The organism is Saccharothrix isguenensis, from assembly GCF_052936305.1.
On sequence record NZ_CP193626.1, the window covers coordinates 2,340,169 to 2,358,954 of the forward strand.

General features: G+C 73.3%; 21 protein-coding genes. 13 read left to right on the forward strand and 8 right to left on the reverse strand.

The features are described 5' to 3' along the window. The first annotated feature begins 25 nt into the window (after nt 1-25). From ACRAKI_RS11270 to ACRAKI_RS11310, 9 genes are read left to right on the forward strand one after another with little or no spacing between them, the layout of a single operon-like run. Nucleotides 26-541, forward strand: a complete 516-nt coding sequence (locus ACRAKI_RS11270; protein WP_447007003.1) for a D-glycero-alpha-D-manno-heptose-1,7-bisphosphate 7-phosphatase — start codon at nt 26-28, stop codon at nt 539-541. After that, on the forward strand, nt 538-1,530 hold the full coding sequence (locus ACRAKI_RS11275) for a glycosyltransferase family 9 protein (RefSeq protein WP_447007004.1): 993 nt from the start codon (nt 538-540) through the stop codon (nt 1,528-1,530). The genes ACRAKI_RS11270 and ACRAKI_RS11275 overlap by 4 nt, the downstream gene beginning before the upstream one ends. Further along, a complete protein-coding gene (locus ACRAKI_RS11280; protein ID WP_447007005.1) occupies nt 1,527-2,420 on the forward strand; it encodes a glycosyltransferase in 894 nt (297 codons plus the stop codon). The genes ACRAKI_RS11275 and ACRAKI_RS11280 overlap by 4 nt, the downstream gene beginning before the upstream one ends. Continuing rightward, on the forward strand, nt 2,417-3,622 hold the full coding sequence (locus tag ACRAKI_RS11285) for a glycosyltransferase (protein WP_447007006.1): 1,206 nt from the start codon (nt 2,417-2,419) through the stop codon (nt 3,620-3,622). Before ACRAKI_RS11280 ends, ACRAKI_RS11285 begins: the two co-directional genes overlap by 4 nt. Beyond that, the gene (locus ACRAKI_RS11290) at nt 3,619-4,194 is read left to right on the forward strand and encodes a D-sedoheptulose-7-phosphate isomerase (protein WP_447007007.1); all 576 of its coding nucleotides are present in this window, start codon (nt 3,619-3,621) and stop codon (nt 4,192-4,194) included. Before ACRAKI_RS11285 ends, ACRAKI_RS11290 begins: the two co-directional genes overlap by 4 nt. Further along, nucleotides 4,191-5,477: a D-glycero-beta-D-manno-heptose 1-phosphate adenylyltransferase gene (gene rfaE2 / locus ACRAKI_RS11295; protein ID WP_447007008.1), complete on the forward strand. Its 1,287-nt coding sequence runs from the start codon at nt 4,191-4,193 to the stop codon at nt 5,475-5,477. The genes ACRAKI_RS11290 and rfaE2 overlap by 4 nt, the downstream gene beginning before the upstream one ends. After that, the gene (locus ACRAKI_RS11300; protein ID WP_447007009.1) at nt 5,477-6,157 is read left to right on the forward strand and encodes an SDR family oxidoreductase; all 681 of its coding nucleotides are present in this window, start codon (nt 5,477-5,479) and stop codon (nt 6,155-6,157) included. Before rfaE2 ends, ACRAKI_RS11300 begins: the two co-directional genes overlap by 1 nt. After that, nucleotides 6,148-7,329 carry a cytochrome P450 gene (locus ACRAKI_RS11305; protein WP_447007010.1) on the forward strand — a complete coding sequence of 394 codons (1,182 nt, stop codon included), beginning with the start codon at nt 6,148-6,150 and terminating at the stop codon, nt 7,327-7,329. Before ACRAKI_RS11300 ends, ACRAKI_RS11305 begins: the two co-directional genes overlap by 10 nt. A gap of 10 nt (nt 7,330-7,339) precedes the next feature. Continuing rightward, nucleotides 7,340-7,852 carry a DUF6328 family protein gene (locus ACRAKI_RS11310; protein ID WP_447007011.1) on the forward strand — a complete coding sequence of 171 codons (513 nt, stop codon included), beginning with the start codon at nt 7,340-7,342 and terminating at the stop codon, nt 7,850-7,852. A 25-nt stretch (nt 7,853-7,877) separates the two neighbouring features. Here the strand turns inward: ACRAKI_RS11310 and ACRAKI_RS11315 are convergent, their stop codons facing one another. The 3 genes from ACRAKI_RS11315 to ACRAKI_RS11325 form a co-directional block, all read right to left on the reverse strand. Continuing rightward, nucleotides 7,878-8,552 carry a DUF6766 family protein gene (locus tag ACRAKI_RS11315; protein ID WP_447007012.1) on the reverse strand — a complete coding sequence of 225 codons (675 nt, stop codon included), beginning with the start codon at nt 8,550-8,552 and terminating at the stop codon, nt 7,878-7,880. 82 nt (nt 8,553-8,634) lie between these two features. Further along, on the reverse strand, nt 8,635-9,003 hold the full coding sequence (locus ACRAKI_RS11320) for a hypothetical protein (protein WP_447007013.1): 369 nt from the start codon (nt 9,001-9,003) through the stop codon (nt 8,635-8,637). Between the two features lie 17 nt (nt 9,004-9,020). Then, nucleotides 9,021-10,193, reverse strand: a complete 1,173-nt coding sequence (locus ACRAKI_RS11325) for an alcohol dehydrogenase catalytic domain-containing protein (protein ID WP_447007014.1) — start codon at nt 10,191-10,193, stop codon at nt 9,021-9,023. An 80-nt stretch (nt 10,194-10,273) separates the two neighbouring features. Here ACRAKI_RS11325 and ACRAKI_RS11330 point away from each other — a divergent pair, with 80 nt between their 5' ends. Beyond that, nucleotides 10,274-11,095 (forward strand): SDR family oxidoreductase, encoded by an 822-nt coding sequence (locus tag ACRAKI_RS11330; RefSeq protein ID WP_447007015.1) that lies wholly within the window; start codon nt 10,274-10,276, stop codon nt 11,093-11,095. Between the two features lie 41 nt (nt 11,096-11,136). On the opposite strand, the gene ACRAKI_RS11335 is transcribed toward ACRAKI_RS11330, so the two are convergent. Beyond that, nucleotides 11,137-11,532 carry a ChaB family protein gene (locus tag ACRAKI_RS11335; RefSeq protein WP_447007016.1) on the reverse strand — a complete coding sequence of 132 codons (396 nt, stop codon included), beginning with the start codon at nt 11,530-11,532 and terminating at the stop codon, nt 11,137-11,139. Nucleotides 11,533-11,603: 71 nt separating this feature from the next. Between ACRAKI_RS11335 and ACRAKI_RS11340 the strand changes: the two genes are divergently transcribed. Continuing rightward, complete coding sequence (locus tag ACRAKI_RS11340) at nt 11,604-12,989, forward strand: aldehyde dehydrogenase family protein (protein ID WP_447007017.1); 1,386 nt, start codon at nt 11,604-11,606, stop codon at nt 12,987-12,989. Here ACRAKI_RS11340 and ACRAKI_RS11345 read toward each other — a convergent pair. Together ACRAKI_RS11345 and ACRAKI_RS11350 are read right to left on the reverse strand one after the other, a co-directional pair. Continuing rightward, a complete protein-coding gene (locus ACRAKI_RS11345) occupies nt 12,947-13,549 on the reverse strand; it encodes a response regulator transcription factor (protein ID WP_447007018.1) in 603 nt (200 codons plus the stop codon). The genes ACRAKI_RS11340 and ACRAKI_RS11345 overlap by 43 nt on opposite strands. Continuing rightward, nucleotides 13,546-14,688, reverse strand: a complete 1,143-nt coding sequence (locus tag ACRAKI_RS11350; RefSeq protein ID WP_447007019.1) for a sensor histidine kinase — start codon at nt 14,686-14,688, stop codon at nt 13,546-13,548. Before ACRAKI_RS11350 ends, ACRAKI_RS11345 begins: the two co-directional genes overlap by 4 nt. A 108-nt stretch (nt 14,689-14,796) precedes the next feature. Between ACRAKI_RS11350 and ACRAKI_RS11355 the strand changes: the two genes are divergently transcribed. Together ACRAKI_RS11355 and ACRAKI_RS11360 are read left to right on the forward strand one after the other, a co-directional pair. Beyond that, nucleotides 14,797-15,711, forward strand: a complete 915-nt coding sequence (locus ACRAKI_RS11355; protein ID WP_447007020.1) for an ABC transporter ATP-binding protein — start codon at nt 14,797-14,799, stop codon at nt 15,709-15,711. Continuing rightward, nucleotides 15,708-16,412, forward strand: a complete 705-nt coding sequence (locus ACRAKI_RS11360) for an ABC transporter permease (RefSeq protein ID WP_447007021.1) — start codon at nt 15,708-15,710, stop codon at nt 16,410-16,412. The genes ACRAKI_RS11355 and ACRAKI_RS11360 overlap by 4 nt, the downstream gene beginning before the upstream one ends. Before the next feature lie 178 nt (nt 16,413-16,590). On the opposite strand, the gene ACRAKI_RS11365 is transcribed toward ACRAKI_RS11360, so the two are convergent. Together ACRAKI_RS11365 and ACRAKI_RS11370 are read right to left on the reverse strand one after the other, a co-directional pair. Next, nucleotides 16,591-17,862, reverse strand: coding sequence for a UDP-glucose dehydrogenase family protein (locus tag ACRAKI_RS11365; protein ID WP_447007022.1), 1,272 nt, complete (start codon nt 17,860-17,862; stop codon nt 16,591-16,593). Then, a complete protein-coding gene (locus ACRAKI_RS11370) occupies nt 17,820-18,710 on the reverse strand; it encodes a glycosyltransferase family 9 protein (protein WP_447007023.1) in 891 nt (296 codons plus the stop codon). The genes ACRAKI_RS11365 and ACRAKI_RS11370 overlap by 43 nt, the downstream gene beginning before the upstream one ends. Between the last annotated feature and the right edge of the window lie 76 nt (nt 18,711-18,786).

Genomic DNA, 18,786 nt, shown 5'->3' on the forward strand with positions numbered 1-18,786 from the left:
TCTTCGCACCGGCTAACTCTCCTCTGTGGACCAGTACCCCGATGCGGTTCTCTTCGACCGCGACGGCACGCTCATCAGGGACGTGCCCTACAACGGCGACCCGGAACGGGTGCGGCCGATGCCGGGCGCGCACGAGTTCCTGCGCGCCTTGCGCGCTCACGGAGTGCGCACGGGAGTCGTCAGCAACCAGTCCGGTGTCGGCCGCGGTCTGCTCACCACCGCCGAAGTCGACGCGGTGAACGCGCGGGTCGAGGAACTGCTCGGTCGGTTCGGCACCTGGCAGGTGTGCCCGCACCACCCCGATGACGGCTGTGACTGCCGCAAACCCGCGCCGACGATGATCCTCCGGGCGTGTGACGCGATCCAGGCCCGGCCCGAACGCACCTACTTCATCGGTGACATCGGCGCGGACGTCGAAGCCGCGCTCGCGGCGGGTGCCGTCCCCATCCTGGTGCCCACACCGGTGACCCGGCCCGAGGAGGTCGAGCGCGCGCCGCACACCGCGCCCGACCTCGTCTCCGCTTTGGCGATGGTCCTATGAGGACACTCGTGGCCCGGCTCGACAGCGACGGCGACGTGCTGCTCGCCGGTCCGGCGGTCCGCGCCGCCGCGCGGTCGGGCGAAGTCGTGCTGCTGTGCGGGCATTCCGGCGCGCAGGCGGCGGAACTGCTGCCCGGTGTGCAGCGGGTGGTGCGCTGGGACTGCCCGTGGATCTCGAACCCCGCGCCGGAGGTCCGGAGCGCCGACGTCGAAGGGATCGTGGCCCTGCTCAGGGGAATTCGCGCCGACGTGGCATTGATCCTCACGTCGTTCCACCAGAGCCCGCTGCCGCTGGCGCTGCTGCTGAAGCTCGCCGGCGTGCCGAAAGTCGTTGCCCGCTCGACGGACTACCCGGGTTCGTTGGTGGACGTCCGGTTGCGCGACGACCCCGACATCCCGGAGGCCGAGCGCGCGTTGGAGGTGGCACGCGCCGCCGGTTTCGAGCTGCCACCGGGGGACGACGGTCGGTTGGCGATCGTCACACCGCCGGAGACGACAGAGATCGGGCCGTACGTCGTGCTGCACCCCGGTGCGTCGGTGCCCGCGCGGGCCTGGGCCCCGGACCGGTGCGCACGGACGGTGACCGCGCTCGTCGAAGCCGGCCACCGGGTCCTGGTCACCGGCGGGCCGGGCGAGACGGCGCTGACCAAGTACGTGGCGGGCACGGACGGCGTCGACCTCGGCGGCCGGACGACGTTCGCCGAACTGGCCGGGCTGCTGGCCCGCGCGGACGCGGTGGTGGTCGGCAACACGGGGCCGGCCCACCTCGCCGTCGCCGTCGGCACGCCTGTCGTGTCGTTGTTCGCGCCCGTCGTGCCCGCCGGTCGGTGGGCGCCGCACGGTCCGCACGTGCTGCTGGGCGACCAGAACGCGCCATGCCGGGATACCCGCGCCCGCGAGTGCCCGGTCCCCGGCCACCCGTGCCTGAACCGGGTGACACCCGACCGGGTCGTCACCGCCGTCTCCGAACTCGTGGGGGTGCGGACGTGAAGATCCTGCTGTGGCACGTGCACGGCTCGTGGACGAACGCGTTCGTCCGGGGCGGACACGAGTACCTGATCCCCGGACCGCCGGAGGGCATCGGGCTGGCCGGCCGCGACTGGCCCGCCGCACGCGAGATCCGGGTGCCCGAAGCGGCTCTCGCCGACGTGGGGGCCGACGTCGCGGTGCTGCAACGGCCGGAAGAGGTCGGCCTGGTGCCCGTCGGCATCCCGGTGCTCTACCTGGAGCACAACACGCCGAAGTACCCGAACCAGGTCCACCCGCTCAAGGACTGGTCGGGCACGATCGTGCACGTCACGCACTTCAACGACCTGATGTGGGACTGCGGGACCACCCGCACGGTGGTCGTCGAGCACGGCGTGGTGGACCCGGGCCCGCGGTACACGGGTGAACTGGCCCGCGCCGCCGTCGTGGTCAACGACCCCATCCGCCGCGGCCGGGTGGTCGGCACGGACCTCCTGCCGAGGTTCGCCGAAGCGGCCCCGTTGGACGTCTACGGCATGCGCACCCGCAAGTTGGGCGACATGGGCCGGGGCGATCACGACTTGGAATCGCTGCACCGGGAACTGGCGCTGAGGCGCCTCTACCTGCACCCGGTCCGCTGGACGTCCTTGGGGCTGTCGCTGATCGAGGCGATGCACCTGGGGATGCCCGTGGTGGCGTTGGCGTGCACGGAAGTGGTGCGTGCCGTCCCGCCCGAGGCGGGTGTGGTGTCCACCGACGTGGACGAGCTGGTGCGGGGGGTGGCCGAGCTGGTGGCCGACCCGGCGCTGGCCAGGCAGAAGGGGAAGCAGGCCAGGGAGTTCGCCCTGGCACGGTACGGGCTCGACGCCTTCCTGCGGAGTTGGGACCGGTTGTTGACAGGAGTGAGCGGATGAGGATCGCGATGGTGTCCGAACACGCCAGCCCGCTGGCCGCCCTGGGAGGTGTCGACGCCGGGGGGCAGAACGTGCACGTGGCCGCCCTGTCCGCGGCCCTGTCGGCACGCGGCCATGACGTCGTGGTCTACACCCGTCGCGACGATCCGGCGCTGCCCGAGCGGGTGCGTACCGAACAAGGTTACGACGTGGTGCACGTGCCCGCCGGTCCGGCGTGCGCGGTGCCGAAGGACGAGCTGCTGACGCACATGGGCGAATTCGCCCGGTTCCTGGAGCAGCAGTGGTACGAGGAGCGGCCGGACGTCGTGCACGCGCACTTCTGGATGTCCGGCCTGGCCTCGGTGCTCGCCGCGCGCAAGGCGGGCGTGCCGGTCGTGCAGACCTACCACGCCCTGGGCACGGTGAAGCGCCGCCACCAGGGCGCCGACGACACCAGCCCGGCCGAGCGGATCGGGATCGAGCGGATGATCGGGCGGGAGGCCGACCGGATCGCCGCGACGTGCGACGACGAGGTCACCGAGCTGATGCGGATGGGCGTGCGCCGGTCCCGGATCTCCGTGGTGCCGTGCGGGGTCGACCCGGCCCGTTTCCGACCGGAAGGCCCGAGCGACCGGCGGCGCTACCCGCACCGCATCGTGTCGGTCGGCAGGTTGGTGCCGCGCAAGGGCTTCCAGGACCTGATCAGCGCGTTGCGGTCGCTGCCCGACGCGGAACTGGTGATCGCGGGCGGTCCGGTGGACGTCGACGCCGACCCGGAGGCGCAGCGCCTGGCGGAGCACGCGGAGCGCGTCGGCGTGCGGCACCGGCTGGTGCTGGCCGGGCAGGTCTCGCGGGACGGGATGCCCGCGTTGCTGCGCTCGGCGGACGTGGTGGCGTGCGTGCCCTGGTACGAGCCGTTCGGCATCGTGCCGCTGGAGGCCATGGCCTGCGGCGTGCCGGTGGTGGCCAGCGCGGTCGGCGGCCTCACCGACACCGTCGTGGACGGCGTCACGGGCGTGCTCGTGCCGCCGCGCGACCCGGCGGCGCTGGCCCGCGCGCTGCACTCGCTGCTGACCGACCAGGCCCGGCGGGAGGCGTGCGGCATCGCGGGCCTCGACCGGGTCGGCGTGCGCTACACGTGGAACCGGATCGCGGCCGACACCGAACGAGTCTACGAGCGGGTCACGGTGGGGCAAGCCGTGGCCGTGGGAGGTGCGCGATGACCGTCGAGACACACTTGAACGGACTGGCCCAGTCGTTGGCCGGGCTGCGCGCCCAGGCGCCCAGGTTGACCCGCTGGGGTGGCGTGCTGGCCCGTCGGCTCACCGACGGAGGCCGGCTGCTCGCGGCGGGCAACGGCGGTTCGGCCGCCGAGGCGCAGCACCTGACCGCCGAGCTGGTGGGCCGGTTCCGGGACGACCGTCGGCCGTTCTCCGCGATCGCGCTGTGCGCGGAATCGTCCAGCGTCACCGCGATCGGCAACGACTACGGCTACGACCAGGTGTTCGCCCGCCAGGTCACCGCGCACGCCCGGCCGCAGGACGTGGTCGTGCTGCTCTCCACCAGCGGGCGCAGCCCGAACCTGATCGAGGCCGCGAAGGCGGGCCGGGTGGCGGGCGCGCACGTGTGGGCGATGACCGGCCCGGCCCCGAACCCGCTGGCCGAGGCGGTGGACGAGGTCCTGGCGCTGCCGGGCGACCCGGCCAACGTCCAGGAGGCGCAACTGGTCGCCGTGCACGCCCTGTGCGCGGCTCTCGAAGCAGCTCTGCCGGCGTCGGAGCGGAGGGTCTCGTGAAGCTCGTCGTGGTGGGTGACTCGTTGCTCGACATCGACGTGCTGGGCAGTGCCGAGCGGTTGTGCCCGGACGCGCCCGCGCCTGTCCTGGACGTGACGGAGGAGCGCGCCCGGCCCGGTGGCGCCGGTCTGGCCGCGGCGTTGGCGGCGGCGGACGGGGTGGACGTGACCCTGGTCAGCGCGGTGGCCGACGACGAGGACGGACAGCGGCTGAGGGACGAGCTGGCGCACGTGCCGTGCGTGCTGGGGCCGTCGCCCGCGCCCACGTCGGTCAAGACGCGGCTGCGGTGCGGTGACCAGTCGATCGCCCGGCTGGACCGCGGCGGCGGGTCCGGCACGCCGCAGGCCACCGACGACATGCTGGACGCGGTGCTGGAGGCGGACTTCGTGCTCGTCTCCGACTACGGGCGCGGCCTGGTGCGCGACGAACGGCTGCGCGGCGTGCTCGCCCGCCGCCCGGTGGTGTGGGACCCGCACCCGCGCGGTCCGGAGCCGGTGCCCGGCGCTCGGCTCGTGACGCCGAACGCGTCCGAGGCGAAGGCGCTCAGCGGGCGCGGCGACCCGCTGGACGCGTTGCGGGTGCTGCGTGAGCGGTGGCGGGCGCGGGCGGTGGTGGTGACGCTCGGAGGGGACGGCGCGCTGCTGCACGGCGGCGGTGTGCCGGTCGCCGTGCCGGCGCCGCGCGTGCCGGTGGTCGACCCGTGCGGCGCGGGCGACCGGTTCGCGGTGACCGCCGCGGCCCGGCTCATGGGCGGCGCGGCGATGGACGACGCGGTGGCCGACGCGGTGACGTCGGCTGCCGAGTTCCTCCGCTGCGGCGGCGCGTCCGGCTTCCGGCACCTCGACCAGGTGTCCACGGTGGACGCGGTGCGGGCGCGCGGTGGTGTGGTCGTCGCTACCGGCGGGTGCTTCGACCTGCTGCACGCGGGCCACGTCCGGACGCTGCGGGCCGCCCGCGCGCTGGGCGACTGCCTGGTGGTGTGCCTGAACTCCGACTCGTCCGTGCGCCGGCTCAAGGGTCCGGAGCGACCCGTCACGAAGCAGCAGGACCGGGTGGAGGTGCTGCGCGCGCTGGGCTGCGTGGACGACGTGGTGGTGTTCGAGGACGACACGCCGGACCGCGTCCTCGCCGATCTGCGACCGGACGTGTGGGTCAAGGGCGGCGACTACTCGGTGGAGTCGCTGCCGGAGGCGGACCTCGTGGCGGGCTGGGGCGGGCGCACCGTCGTCGTGCCCTACCACCGGGGACGTTCGACCACCGAGATGCTGTCGAGGAGGGGCTGATGCTGGGTCAGGTGCTGGTGACGGGAGGCGCGTCCGGGTTGGGCGCGGCGGTGGTGCACGCGGTGCACGAGCTGGGCGGACGCCCGCTGGTGCTGGACAAGGCCGCGCCGTCGTCCGCCGAGGTGGCCGACTTCGAGTCGGTGGACCTGTCGGACACCAGGGCGGCGGAACGCGCGGTGCGGGCGATCGCCGAGCGCAACGGCGGCCTGCGGGCGGTGGTGACGGCGGCGGGCACGGACGCGTGCGGCCGGCTGGACGAGGTGTCCGGTGCCGACTGGGACCGGGTGGTGATGGTGAACCTGCTCGGCACCGCGGCCGTGGTGCGAGCGGCGCTGCCGATGCTCGACGGCGGCCGGGTGGTGACCATCGCGTCGACGCTCGGGCTGCGCGCGGTCAGCGACGCGACGGCGTACTGCGCCTCGAAGTTCGGCGTGGTCGGCTTCACCCGGGCGTTGGCGGCCGAGACCGCCGGGCGGGTCGGCGTGACGCTGGTCGTCCCCGGCGGGATGCGCACCCACTTCTTCGACGACCGGGCCGAGCAGTACCGGCCGCCGGACGACAGCAAGCTGAACCCGCCGGAGCGGGTGGCCGACGCGATCGTGTTCGCGCTGAGCCAGCCCGCGGGGTGCGAGGTTCGTGAGCTCGTGGTCGCGCACGCCGAGGAGGGATCGTGGCCGTAGCCTCCCGACTCGACACCGGGAGGGCGTTCGCCAAGGTGCTGCTGCCGACGCTCGCCAAGGGCGTGATCGTGCGCCGACCGCCGGTGCAGGCGCTGGCCGAGAAGATGCGGGCGGACGCGGTGGCCGTGGCCACGATGATGCGGTTCCGGGAGCGGTACGGCCCGGAACCGCTGCGGCTCAGCGTGACCGGGCGCAGCATCGCGCTGCTGCTGGACCCGGTGGACGTCTCGCGGCTGCTGGCCGACTCGCCCTCGCCGTTCGCCCTGGCCACCCGCGAGAAGAAGGCCGCGCTGGCGCACTTCCAGCCGCACGGCGTGCTGATCTCGACGGGGGAGGAGCGCGCGCGGCGCCGTGCGGTGAACGACGACGTGCTGCGGCCCGGGAAGATCGACGTGGAAGGGATCGTGGCGGACGAGGCGGACCTGCTGCTGCGGCACGTCCGGAGCACCGGCGGCCTCACGTGGGACTCGTTCGCGCAGTCGTGGTGGCGGGCGGCGCGGCGGATCGTGCTCGGCTCGTTCGCGCGGGAGGACATCGAGCTCACCGACATGCTGAAGACGTTGCGGGGCCACGCGAACTGGGCTTACCTGCGCCCGCGCCGCGAGGGGCTGCGCAAGCGGTTCGAGCACCGGTTGCGCGGGCACGTGGAACGGGGTGAGCCGGGCAGCCTGGCGAGCCTCGCGCCCGCCGACGAGGTGGCGGAGCAGGCGCCGCACTGGCTGTTCGCGTTCGACGCGGCGGGCATCGTGACCATGCGGGCGCTGGCGATCGGCGGCTCCGGCCAGGCCGGGATCTGGGAGTCGGCGCGGCTCTGGCCGACCACGCCGGTGATCCTGAGGGAGAGCACGGAGCCGACGCACTGGCACGGCACCTGGCTGCCCGCCGGCACCACGTTCGTCGTGTTCACGCCGTACTTCCACCGCGACCGGAACCGGCTGCCCTACGCCGACGAGTACGCGCCGGACATCTGGCCCGCGCCGCCCGAACCGGCGCTGGTGCCGTTCAGCGGTGGGCCGGGCGTGTGCCCGGGTCGCGATCTCGTGCTGGTCGCGGCCGGCACCATGCTCGACACCCTGCGGGACCACCTCGACGTGCCGACGCTGCACGCGCCGTTCCCGACCACCTTGAACCACTTCGCGCTGTCGTTCGACGCGATTAGCACGACAGGGTGATGGGTATGTGATGCGGGTGAGCCAGGCCGAGGAGTCGCACCAGCGAAGGTTGGCCCGCAACCTCAACGAGCTGCTGCAAGAGCTGCGCGTGGCGCAGGCGGGCGTGCAGATCCTGTTCGGCTTCCTGCTCTCCATCGCCTTCACCGGGCGCTACGCGGCGGCGGACACGTACGTCCGCGTCACCCACCTGGTCACCGTCCTGTTCGCCGCGTGCGCGGTCGCGCTGCTCACCGCGCCGGCGGCGTGGCACCGGCTCCTGTTCCGCCGCGGCCGGCGGGAAGACGTGATCGCGGTGGCGAACCGCTTCGCGATCGCCGGGCTGGCGTGCCTGGCGGTGGCCATGACCGGCACCATCCTCGTGCTCGGCGAGGTCATCGTCGGCGGCTGGGCGGGCATCGGGCTCGGCGTGGTCGCGGCCCTGCTGTTCGGCACGCTGTGGTTCGCCCTGCCGTGGCGCGAGCGCGGCCGGGAGTCCACGGTGGACGAGAACGGCGGCGACGGGGACGACCGGCTCGAGGAGTAGCGCCGGCTCGACCAGCGGGGCCGGCTCAGCCGGATTCGTCCGTGGCGACGTGCGGCGAGCCCACCGGCTTCGACTGCGACGAACCGCGCTGGCGCAGGTACACGCTCAGCACGACCATCGAGCCGATGGCCAGGAACTCCGACTGCCAGTTCTGCAGCGACCGGTTCCAGAAGTCGGCCGACAGCACGTACTCCCACCACGTCAGGGTGTCCTGGAAGGCGTTCAGCTGGTCGTTGTTGTACGCGCTGCGACCGGCGATCGACTGGGCCAGCCACGAGCCGACGAACAGGCCGAGCATGGTTAGGCCGAGCGAGTTGGAGTACAGCGCCGTCCGCCGGCCGCCCGCCTTGGCCCACGGTGGCGACTGCTCGCGCACGTGCTCGCCGAGGAGCTGGTCCTCGTCGGACTCCGGCCCCAGCCGGTCCTCCGTCTTGGACTCGGTCGAGCCCCGCTGCATCAGCCACACGGTGGCGAAGATGAACACGAAGAACTGGAGGTACTCCGACTGCCAGTTCTCGGCCACGTCCACCGCGTACTCCGAGGACGTCAGGTACTCCCAGAAGCCGATCGGGTCACCGCCGTCGGAGAGCCGCCGGTTGTTCAGGTCGGAGTTGCCCGCGAAGGCCTGGCCGACCAGCGACGCCAGGCACAGCACGCCGAAAGCCAGGCCCAACCCGTTGTCCCGCAGGAACCTCTTCACATGCCCACCAGCCCGACGACGCTGAAGAACACCAACAACACCAGCACGCCCACGAGGTAGGCGTAGAACATCCCGCGCTGCGTCATGGTCCACCGACCTCGCACTTGTAGGGCCGATCGGCCTGCGCCGTGCAACCCGCGCCGGACACCCGCCACCCGGACGTCAGGTCGCGCAGGAACAGCACGCCGTCCGACGTGCGGACCTGGGCCGCGTCACCCCAGACCTCGACCGACTCCACCGACCCGCCGGGCAGGTCCAGCGACGAGCACTCCACGCCTTCACGCGCGCGTTCGGTCAACAGCCCGCACGCCCGTTCGGAATCACCCTCGGCGAGCGCGGCCGTGAACTCGCCCGCCGCGCGCCGGACGACATCCTCGGTGCCCGAACCGCACCCACCCACCAGCAGCGACACCGGCAGCGCCACGGCGGGTAACCACCGAAAGCCGATCATCGCTGGACGATATCCCGTTACGGGAGCAGCAGCACTTTGACGGCGTCGTCCTGCTTGCGCTGGAAGATGTCGTACGCGTGCGGCGCCTGGTCCAGCGGCATGTGGTGGGTGGCGAAGGAGTCCACGCCGAGCGGGTCGTCGTCCGTCAGCAGCGGCAGGATCTCCGGCACCCAGTGCCACACGTTGGCCTGCCCCATGCGCAGCTGCACCTGCTTGTCGAACAGCGTGAGCATCGGCATCGGGTCCGCCATCCCGCCGTACACGCCGGATACCGAGATGGTGCCGCCGCGCCGGACGATGTCGATCGCCAGCCGCAGCGCGTGCAGCCGGTCGAGGCCCGCGGTCTGCATGAACCGGGCCGCGATGGCGTCCGGCAGCAGGCCGACGGCCTGGTGGGCGAGCTTCGCGACCGGCGCGCCGTGCGCCTCCATGCCGACGGCGTCGATCACGGCCTCCGGGCCGCGTCCGCCGGTCAGGTCCCGGATGTGGTCGACGAGGTGGCTGTCCCGCACGTTCAACACGGTCACGCCGTGCTTCTCGGCGCGCGCCATCCGCTCCGGCACCAGGTCGACGCCGATCACGTTCTCGACGCCGCGGTGCTGCGCGATCCGAGTCGCCATGTCGCCGATCGGGCCGAGCCCGAGCACCACCAGGCTGTCCCGCGTGCCCGCGTACTCCACCGCCTGCCACGCCGTCGGCAGCACGTCGGACAGGTAGACGAACCGGTCGTCCGGCGGACCCTCCGGCACCTTGATCGGCAGCGTGTTGCCGAACGGCACCCGCAGGTACTCGGCCTGGGCGCCGGGCACCTGCCCGTACAGCTTGGTGTAGCCGAACAGCGCCGCGCCCATCCCGTGCTCGCGCACCTGGGTGGTCTCGCACTGCGACTGCAGACCGCGCGAGCACATGAAGCACGTGCCGCAGGAGATGTTGAACGGCACCACCACCCGGTCGCCCGGCTTGACCTCGGTGACCCCGACACCGACCTCCTCGACCACACCCATCGGCTCGTGCCCCAGGACGTCGCCCTCGTCGATGAACGGGCCCATCACCTCGTAGAGGTGCAGGTCGGAGCCGCACAACCCGGTCGACGTGATGCGCACGACGATGTCGGTCGGCTCCTCGATGATCGGATCGGGCACGGTGTCCACGCGGACGTCCCGCTTGCCATGCCAGGTGACGGCCTTCATCGGTGCTCCTTCCGGCGCGATTCCCGAGTGGCGTTCCCGGCACGGCGTGTGGCAAACACGGGCGCGGGTATCCGCACCCCATGAGCGCACCCCTACCCCAGGACCGGGCCGGCGCGCCGCAGCGCGCGGTGGTGACCGGGTCCGACTCCGGCATCGGCAAGGCAGTCGCGGTCGCCCTCGCGGGCGGCGGCGTGGACGTCGGCATCACCTACCACCGGGACGCCGAGGGCGCGGAGGACACCGCGCGCGAGGTCCGCGAGCGGGGCGTCCGGGCGGCCGTGCGGCAGCTCGACCTGAGCGACCTGCCCACCGCCGCCTCCGTGGTGGACGAGCTGGCGGCCGAACTGGGCGGCGTGGACGTGCTGGTGAACTGCGCCGGCACGGGCACCGCCCAGAAGGCCATGGAGATGGACTTCGACACCTGGCGAGAGGTGCTGTCGGTGGACCTCGACGGCGCGTTCCTGTGCTCCCAGCGCGCCGCCAAGCACATGATCGAGGCGGGTCAGGGCGGTCGGATCATCAACATCACGTCGGTGCACGAGCACCAGCCGAGGGTCGGCGCCGCGCCGTACTGCGCGGCCAAGGCCGGGCTGGGCGCGTTGACGAAGGTGTTGGCGCTGGAACTCGCCGAGCACGCCATCACGGTCAACTCGGTGGCTCCCGGCGAGATCTCCACCCCGATGACCGGCCAGGAGGACGTGGACCCGCGTACGGAGCAGCGGCCCGGTGTGCCGCTGGGCCGCCCCGGTCACGCGAGCGAGGTCGCGGCGGTCGTGGCGTTCCTGGCCACGCCGGCGGCCGGGTACGTGACCGGGGCGTCGTTCCTGGTGGACGGCGGCATGACGTTGATGGGGCCGCAGGCGAGCCAGCTGCTCACCGACCGCGGGTGGCTCGAACCGTAGAGCGGCCCGAGCCCTCGAAGACCCTTCGAGCCCTGAAGACCTCAGGAGCGGGCCTTGGCGGTCTTGCGGTTGTTGGCCTTCTTGATCGCTTCCACCAGCTCCTGCTTGGTCATGGTCGACCGGCCCGGCACGTCCAGCTTCTTGGCCAGGTCGTAGAGGTGCTGCTTGCTGGCGTTGGCGTCCACGCCGCCGGCGGTCTTGCCCTGCTCGGGTGTGCTGCGCTCGGCCTGCTCGTCCGACGGGCCCTTGCTCTCCTTCGGCTCCCAGTGGTCGCCGACCTTCTCGAACGAGTGCTTGAGCGCGGCGAACGCCGTCCGGTGCGACCGCTGGCCCTCACCGTAGGTCTTCACCGCCGAGTCGTGCGCCTTGATCCACGTCCGCTGGGCCTTCTTGGGCGAGCGGGCGATGGTGCTGGGCAACTCCTCGCGTCCAGGCATGGCTCTACCTCCTCGGGGCTCCGCCTCGGGTTTCACCTCGTGCGCTCGGGTACCCGATGTCCATGACGGACATGCGTGTCGATGCACTCGACGTCCACAGCCCGGTGGACGGTCAGCTGATCGGTTGGCTGCCCATGGCCACGGACGAGGACGTGGCCGGTGCGGTGCTCACCGCGCGCGAGGCGCAGCCCGGGTGGGCGGCGACCCCCGCGGCCGAGCGCGGAGCGGCGCTCAAGGCGGCGGCGCAGGCGATCCGGGCCCACTCGGCCGACCTGGCGAACGTGATCCGGTCGGAGACGGGCCGCCCGTTCGCCTCCGCGCGGGAAGGTGTGCTGGCCGGTGTGTCCACGTTGGAGCAGTACGCCGAGCTGGGCCCGCTCCACCGCGGCCGGTCGCTGCTCGGCGCGCACGACGCGACGGACCTGATGGTGCCGGAACCGCGCGGCGTGGTCGTCGCGCTGACCCCGTGGAACGACCCGGCCGCGGTGGCGTGCGGACTGCTCGGCGCGGCGCTGGCGACCGGCAACTCCGTGGTGCACAAGCCCAGCGAGCGCTGCCCGCACTCCGGTGTCCTGCTCGCGCAGCTCATGGTCGACCACTTCCCGCCGGGCGTGCTGCAGAGCCTCACCGGTGACGGCGCGGTGGGCGCGGCGCTGGCCTCGTCGCCGCACGTGGACGTCGTCGCGCACGTCGGCGGCACGGCGACCGGCCGCTCGATCGCCGCCGCCTGCGCCGCGACCGGTGCGAAGGCGCTGCTGGAGAACGGCGGCAACGACCCGCTGCTCGTCGACGCCGACGTGGACCCCGCGTGGGCGGCCGGACAGGCGGCGCTGGGTGCGTTCACCAACGCCGGGCAGCTGTGCACGTCCGTGGAGCGGATCTTCGTGCACCAGGCCGTGGCGGACGAGTTCCTGGCCGCGCTGTGCGAGGAGGCGCACCGCTGGAACGCCGACCCGCAGCCGCTGGTGGACGTCCGGCTGCGGGAGCACGTGCACGCCCACGTCGCCGAGGCGGTGGCGGACGGCGCGGTGCCGCTGGTCGGTGGCGAGGTCCCGGAGCGCGACGGCGCGTACTACCCGGCGACCGTCCTCGACCGCTGCACGCCCGACATGCGGGTGATGCGGGAGGAGACGTTCGGGCCGGTCGCGCCCGTGCGGGTGGTCTCGTCGTTCGAGGAGGGCCTGGCGGAGGCGTGCGTGGACGAGCACGGCCTGGCCGCGACGGTGCTCACCGGGTCGATGGCGCACGCGCAGCAGGCGTGGCGGGCGCTGCCGGTGGGCACGGTGAAGGTCAACGCGGTGTTCGGCGGAGCGCCGGGCGGAGCCGCCCAACCGCGCCGGAAGTCCGGCACCGGGTTCGGCTACGGGCCCGAGCTGCTGGACGAGATGACCGCGGTGAAGGTCGTCCACCTGGGTCAGATCCAGCCCTCGTCCCAGGCCAGCCGGGCGGCCTCGTAGCGGGTGCTGACGCCGAGCTTCGTCATCGCCGACGACAGGTAGTTGCGCACGGTGCCGGCGGCCAGGTGCGCTTCGGCCGCGATCGTGGCGACCGTGCCGCCTCGGAGCGCGTACCGCAGCACGTCCAGCTCCCGCGCGGTCAACGGGCACGCGCCCTCGGTCAGCGCGGCGGCGGCGATCTCGGAGTCCACGTACCGGCGGCCCTCGTGCACGTCACGCAGGATCGAGGCGAGCTGGGAGGCCGGCGTCGTCTTGGGCACGAACCCCCGCACGCCCGCGCTCAAGGCCCGCCGGAGCACGCCGGGCCGTGCGTGCCGCGTCACGATCACCACGGCGACGCCGTCCAGCCCGCGCACCGCCTCGGCCGCGAGCACACCGTCCCGACGGGGCATCTCCAGGTCGAACACGGCGATGTCCGGCCGGTGCTCGACGACCGCCGCGACCGCCGCGTTACCGTCGCTGACCTGGGCGACCACCGAGATGTCGTCCTCCAGCTCCAGCAACGCGGCCAGCGCGCCCCGGATCAGGTCCTCGTCGTCGGCCAGCACCACCCGGATCACCGGCCCACCCCGGCCCGGCCGACCAGCTCGAACCCGTCCGCGCCCGGCACCGCCTCGACCTGCCCGCCGACCGCGGCGAACCGCTCCCTCAACCCGGCCAGCCCCGCGCCCGCGTCACCGGCGTCGTCCGCGGCGGCGAAGTCGGCCGGCACGCCGTCGTTGCGCAGCCGCACGCACGCCTCGCCGTCCACCACGCTGATCACCACGCGGCACCGCCGCGCCCGGCTGTGCCGCAGCACGTTCGTCGTGCCCTCCCGCACCAGCGCGCCGAACAGCGGCTGCAACGGCGGCGGCACGCCCACCGCGTCGCCCTCGACCGTCGTCTCGATGCCCGCCGCGCGCAGCACGCCCACCGCGTTCGCGATCTCCGTGCCCAGGCTCGCCCGCCGGTAGCCCTGCACCACGTCGCGGGTCTCGCGCAACGCGGTCCGGGCCAGCTCCGCCACCTCGCCCGCGTGCTGCCGGGCAAGGTCGTCGTCCCGGCCGATCAGCCGCTGCGCCAGCTCGCCCTTCAACGCGATCGCCTGGAGGTGGTGGCCCTGGATGTCGTGCAGGTCGGCGGCGAACCGCAGCCGTTCCTCGGCCACGGCGAGCGCCTCGGCGGTCTCGCGCCCCTGCTCCTGCCGCATCGCCATGTCCCAGATCCACAGCTGGGCGAGGTCGGCGAAGACCAGCGCGACGACCATCAGCCCGGACAGGACCATCGCCGGCTGGGCTTCGTCGCCGCCGAACACCCCTCCCGTCGCGACGGACAGCACCGCCATCACGGCCACCGCCGGCCAGCGGCGGCGGGCGGGCAGGATCGCGCCGACGTGCGCGACCACCAGGGCGGGCAGCGTGGCCCAGACGGGCAGGAACCCGTCGCCGCCGCTGGTCGCCGCCCACGCCGCCAGCGCCACCGCGAACGTCGCCGCGTGCTCCCACGGCGGACCGTCGCCCCGTCCCATCCCGCGCATGGCCTGTTGCATGTACCGGGCGTGCTGGACGATCACGATCGCCACCGCCGACGCCAGCAGCACCGACTTGACCACGCCGTAGTCCTGGGCGAACAGGTCGAGCACCGTGCCGAGGCTGACCACCACGCCACCGGCCACGACCGTCCACCACGTGTAGCGGCGGAGCCTGCTCAGGGGAGTCACAGGGGGAATCTACGAGTCCGGCCGCACGGCTGTCTGCTGACATCTGTCACGTGAACGGGTGTGCTCCGGCACTGGGGGAGGGCGGGTGCCGCGACCAGCATGGTGGCCATGAGGAAACCGGTGATCGAAGTGGCGGGGCTGAGGTGCCGCTACGGCTCGTTCGAGGCCGTGCGGGGGGTCGACTTCGAGGTCGCGGAGGGGGAGCTGTTCGCCCTCCTGGGCACCAACGGAGCGGGCAAGACGACGACCATGGAGACGTTGGAAGGGCTGCGCGCGCCCTTCGCCGGGACGGTGCGGGTGCTGGGGCTGGACCCGTTCCGCGAGCGGGCGGCGTTGCGTGCGCGCACAGGGATCATGCTCCAGGACAGCGGCTTCCCGGCGGACCTGACGGCGCGGGAGATGGTGGCGCTGTGGGGCGTCACGAGCGGTCGGCGCGCCACCGAGGACGTGCTGGAGCGGCTGGACCTGGCGCACCGGCGGGACGTGCGGATCAAGCAGCTCTCCGGCGGTGAACGGCGTCGGCTGGACCTCGCGCTGGCCGTGCTCGGGCGGCCGGAGCTGCTGTTCCTGGACGAGCCGACCACCGGGCTCGACCCGGAGTCGCGGCAGCGGACGTGGGAGGTGGTGCGCGGACTGCTGGCCGAGGGCTCGACCGTCGTGCTGACCACGCACTACCTGGAGGAGGCCGAGTCGCTGGCGCACCGGCTGGCGATCATGCACGAGGGGGTGGTGGCGGTGTCCGGCGCGCTGGTGGACGTGCTCGCGGCCCAGCCCGCGCGGATCTCGTTCGACCTGCCCGGCGGGCTCGACGTCAGCGCGCTGCCGATGCTGGCCGGTGACGTGGTGCACCGGCCATCCGGTCGGGTCGAGGTGCGGACCGGCGACCTCCAGGACGACATGGCGGTGCTGCTGGTGTGGGCGCAGCGGGAAGGCCTGCGGTTGGGCCGCATCCGCGCGCACCACGCGTCGCTGGAAGACGTGTTCCACAGTGCCCGCGCGGGCAAGGAGGTGGTGGCAGCGTGATCGCCGCACTGGGTATGGCGGAGCTGAAGCTCCTGCTGCGCAATCGGACCGCCGCCGCGTTGGCCGTGTTGATGCCGTTGGCGACGGGGCTGTACTTCGCGTTGGCCGTGGGCGCGCGGGACGACAGCTGGACGATGGTCGTCACGCTCCAGCTGCTGTTCTCGTTCGGGTTCACCGTGTACGTGACGGCGACGACCGCGTTGACCGCGCGCCGCCAGGACCTGTACCTGAAGCGGCTGCGGACGGGTGCGGCGTCGGACGTGGTGGTGCTGACCGGGATCCTGCTGCCGGTGGTGGTGCTCGGCCTGGTGCAGGCGTTGGTGCTGCTGGGTGTCAGCGTGGCCGCCGGCGCGCCCATGCCGTCCCGTCCCGACCTGCTGGCGCTCGCCCTGGTCGGCGGCACCGCGATCAGCTGCGCGGCGGGCGTGTGCACCAGCGGCCTGACCGGCACGGCGGAGCTGGCCCAGATCACCACGGCGCCGTTCTTCTTCGCGCTGATCGCCGGAGGCCTGATGGGAACGGCCGGCGGGCAGGACGCCTGGGTGTTCCTGGTCCCGGGCAGCGGCCTGGGCACGCTCACCCAGGCCGCGTGGGGCGGGTCGACCGAGCACGTCCTCGGAGCCGTGCTCTCGGTGGCCGCCTGGACCGCCGTGGCGACCGCCCTGTCCACCCGCTTCTTCCGCTGGGACCCGCGCACCTGAGCCCTGATGTGGCCGCGGCTACGCCACGTCGCCCTGGACGTGCTCCATGGCCCGCATGAAGTCGGGGTCGGCCAGGCGGGCGGCCTCCTCGTTCCCGGTGGCGTCCCCGCCACCGGGAACGTCAGAGGGGATCCAGGTCGGGAACGGTCCTGGATGGACCTGTCACTCCCGCTGGTTCCTAGGCCGGGCGGCCCAGGGAAACCAGGTGGAAGCCGGCCTCGGTCACCTTGTCCACCGGCAGCAGGTTGCGGGTGTCCACGATGACCTGGGCCGTCATCGCCGCCGCAAGGTTGGGCCAGTCCAGTTCGGCGAACTCCGGCCACTCGGTCAGCACCACCAGCCCGTCCGCGTCCTGCGCCACGGCCTCCGGCGACTCCAGCACCCGCACCGGCCCGCAGTCCGCCGTGACGCACGGGTCGTAGCCGGTCAGCCGGGCGCCTTCCTCGGCGAGCAGCCCCGCCACCGCCAACGCGGGCGAGTCGCGGAGGTCGTCCGTGCCCGCCTTGAACGTCAGCCCGAGCAGCCCCAACCGCGCGCCGTCCAGCGGGCCGACCGCGTCACGGACCATGCGCACCACCCGGTGCGCCTGATGGCTGTTCGTGCCGATGGTCGCGCGCAGCAACGGGAAGTCGACGTGCGCGTCGTCGGCCGTGGAGAGCAGCGCCCTGGTGTCCTTCGGGAAGCACGAGCCGCCCCACCCCGGTCCGGGCTCCAGGAACGACGCCCCGATCCGGTCGTCCAGCCGCATGCCCTCGGTCACGTCGCCGATGTCCGCCCCGACCTGTTCGCACAGCTCGGCCAGGCTGTTCACGTACGACAGCTTCATCGCCAGGAAGCAGTTGCTGGCGTACTTCACCAACTCCGCGCTCGCGCTCCGCGTCACCAGCGCGGGCGCGCCCGTGCCCTCGTACAGCGCCACCACCCGCCGCGCGGCCTCCTCGGCCTCCGCGCCCACCACGACCCGCTGGGGCCGCAGGAAGTCGTCCACCGCATGGCCTTCACGCAGGAACTCGGGGTTGGACACGACCTGGACGTCCGAGCGTCCCACGACCTCCGCCACCCGCTCCGTCGTCCCGGCCGGCACCGTCGACTTGATCACCAGCACGCACCCGGACCGGACCGCGTCCCGCGCCTCGCGCAGCACCGCGTGCACCATGCTCAGGTCCGCCGCACCGTCCGGACCGGTCGGCGTCGGCACGCACAGGAACACGAAGTCCACATCGGACAGCGCCTCCGCGTTGCCGAGCACGAACCGCAGCCGCCCGGCCCCCAGGCCTTCCGCGACCAGCTCGGCGAGCCCCGGCTCGTGCGCACCGACCTCCGCCCGCCCGAGCGCCGCCACCTTCGCCTCGTCCACGTCCGCGCACACCACGACGTGCCCGAGCTTGGCGAAGCAAGCGGCAGTGGTCAGCCCGACATAGCCGGCGCCGATGACGCCGATCCTGGCCATGGTCCACCTCCCAGCATCGATCGCGCGGCGTCCAGCACCTCGTCCACGGTGATCTCCAACAGCCCGGGGTCCGGCTGGTCGGCGAACGTGTCGCCCGTGCCGCCGCGCCACAGCACCCGGTGCGGCCCGGACCTCGGACCCCACTCGGCGGGGGACACCGGCCCGAACAGCACCACCGACGGCGTGCGGTAGGCGGTGGCGACGTGGGACACGCCCGTGTCTCCGCAGATCACCAGCCGCGCGCCCGCCACCAGGTCCAGCAACCCGGCCAGGTCGCCCATCCGCTCGCGCCCCCGTGACACCGCGCGCACCAGGGGAGCCTCGTCGGGGCTGCCGGTCACCACCACGTCCGGCCCCAGCTCCCGCACCACCGCCGCGAACCGCGTGGCGGGCCAGCGACGGGCGGCGTGACTGGCGCCGGGGTGCACGACGATCACCTCGTGCCGCGCCAACGGCGGCAGGTGCACGTCGGCGGGGTCGCAGGCGATGCCGAACTGCGCCAGCAGCCGGCACCACCGCAGCACCTCGTGCTGGTGCGCGGGCCACGGCACGTGCACGCCGTGCGTGATCAGCCGGGCGGGGTTGGTGGCACGCAGCAGCTCGGTGCTCTGCGGACCGCGGCCGTGCAGGTTCACCGCCAGGTCCGGCGACTCGTAGTCGATCGGCACCAGCCCTTCGGTGGGCAGCAGCCGGTCGACCGCGTCGATCCGGGCCACCACGTCGGCCAGCCAGCCGGGCGCGGCCAGGGTGATCTCGGCGTCCGGGAGCGCGCGGCGCAACCCGCGCAGCGCCGGCACGGCCGTCAGCAGGTCGCCGAGGCCGAGCGCGCGCAGCACCAGGACCCTCACCGCCGCACCGCCCCGCCGGCTCCGGCCGACACGCCTACCCGGTCGTCGGTCGCCAAGACCACCCGCGCACGGTCAC

Excerpts from the sequence above, each read along its gene's own strand:
- ACRAKI_RS11355 (WP_447007020.1), top strand. The coding sequence starts at position 14,797 with ATGAGGAAACCGGTGATCGAAGTGGCGGGGCTGAGGTGCCGCTACGGC.
- ACRAKI_RS11275 (WP_447007004.1), top strand. The coding sequence starts at position 538 with ATGAGGACACTCGTGGCCCGGCTCGACAGCGACGGCGACGTGCTGCTC.
- ACRAKI_RS11300 (WP_447007009.1), top strand. The coding sequence starts at position 5,477 with ATGCTGGGTCAGGTGCTGGTGACGGGAGGCGCGTCCGGGTTGGGCGCG.
- ACRAKI_RS11310 (WP_447007011.1), top strand. The coding sequence starts at position 7,340 with ATGCGGGTGAGCCAGGCCGAGGAGTCGCACCAGCGAAGGTTGGCCCGC.
- ACRAKI_RS11330 (WP_447007015.1), top strand. The coding sequence starts at position 10,274 with ATGAGCGCACCCCTACCCCAGGACCGGGCCGGCGCGCCGCAGCGCGCG.
- ACRAKI_RS11290 (WP_447007007.1), top strand. The coding sequence starts at position 3,619 with ATGACCGTCGAGACACACTTGAACGGACTGGCCCAGTCGTTGGCCGGG.
- ACRAKI_RS11320 (WP_447007013.1), bottom strand. The coding sequence starts at position 9,003 with ATGATCGGCTTTCGGTGGTTACCCGCCGTGGCGCTGCCGGTGTCGCTG.
- ACRAKI_RS11335 (WP_447007016.1), bottom strand. The coding sequence starts at position 11,532 with ATGCCTGGACGCGAGGAGTTGCCCAGCACCATCGCCCGCTCGCCCAAG.
- ACRAKI_RS11325 (WP_447007014.1), bottom strand. The coding sequence starts at position 10,193 with ATGAAGGCCGTCACCTGGCATGGCAAGCGGGACGTCCGCGTGGACACC.
- ACRAKI_RS11340 (WP_447007017.1), top strand. The coding sequence starts at position 11,604 with ATGCGTGTCGATGCACTCGACGTCCACAGCCCGGTGGACGGTCAGCTG.
- ACRAKI_RS11285 (WP_447007006.1), top strand. The coding sequence starts at position 2,417 with ATGAGGATCGCGATGGTGTCCGAACACGCCAGCCCGCTGGCCGCCCTG.
- ACRAKI_RS11365 (WP_447007022.1), bottom strand. The coding sequence starts at position 17,862 with ATGGCCAGGATCGGCGTCATCGGCGCCGGCTATGTCGGGCTGACCACT.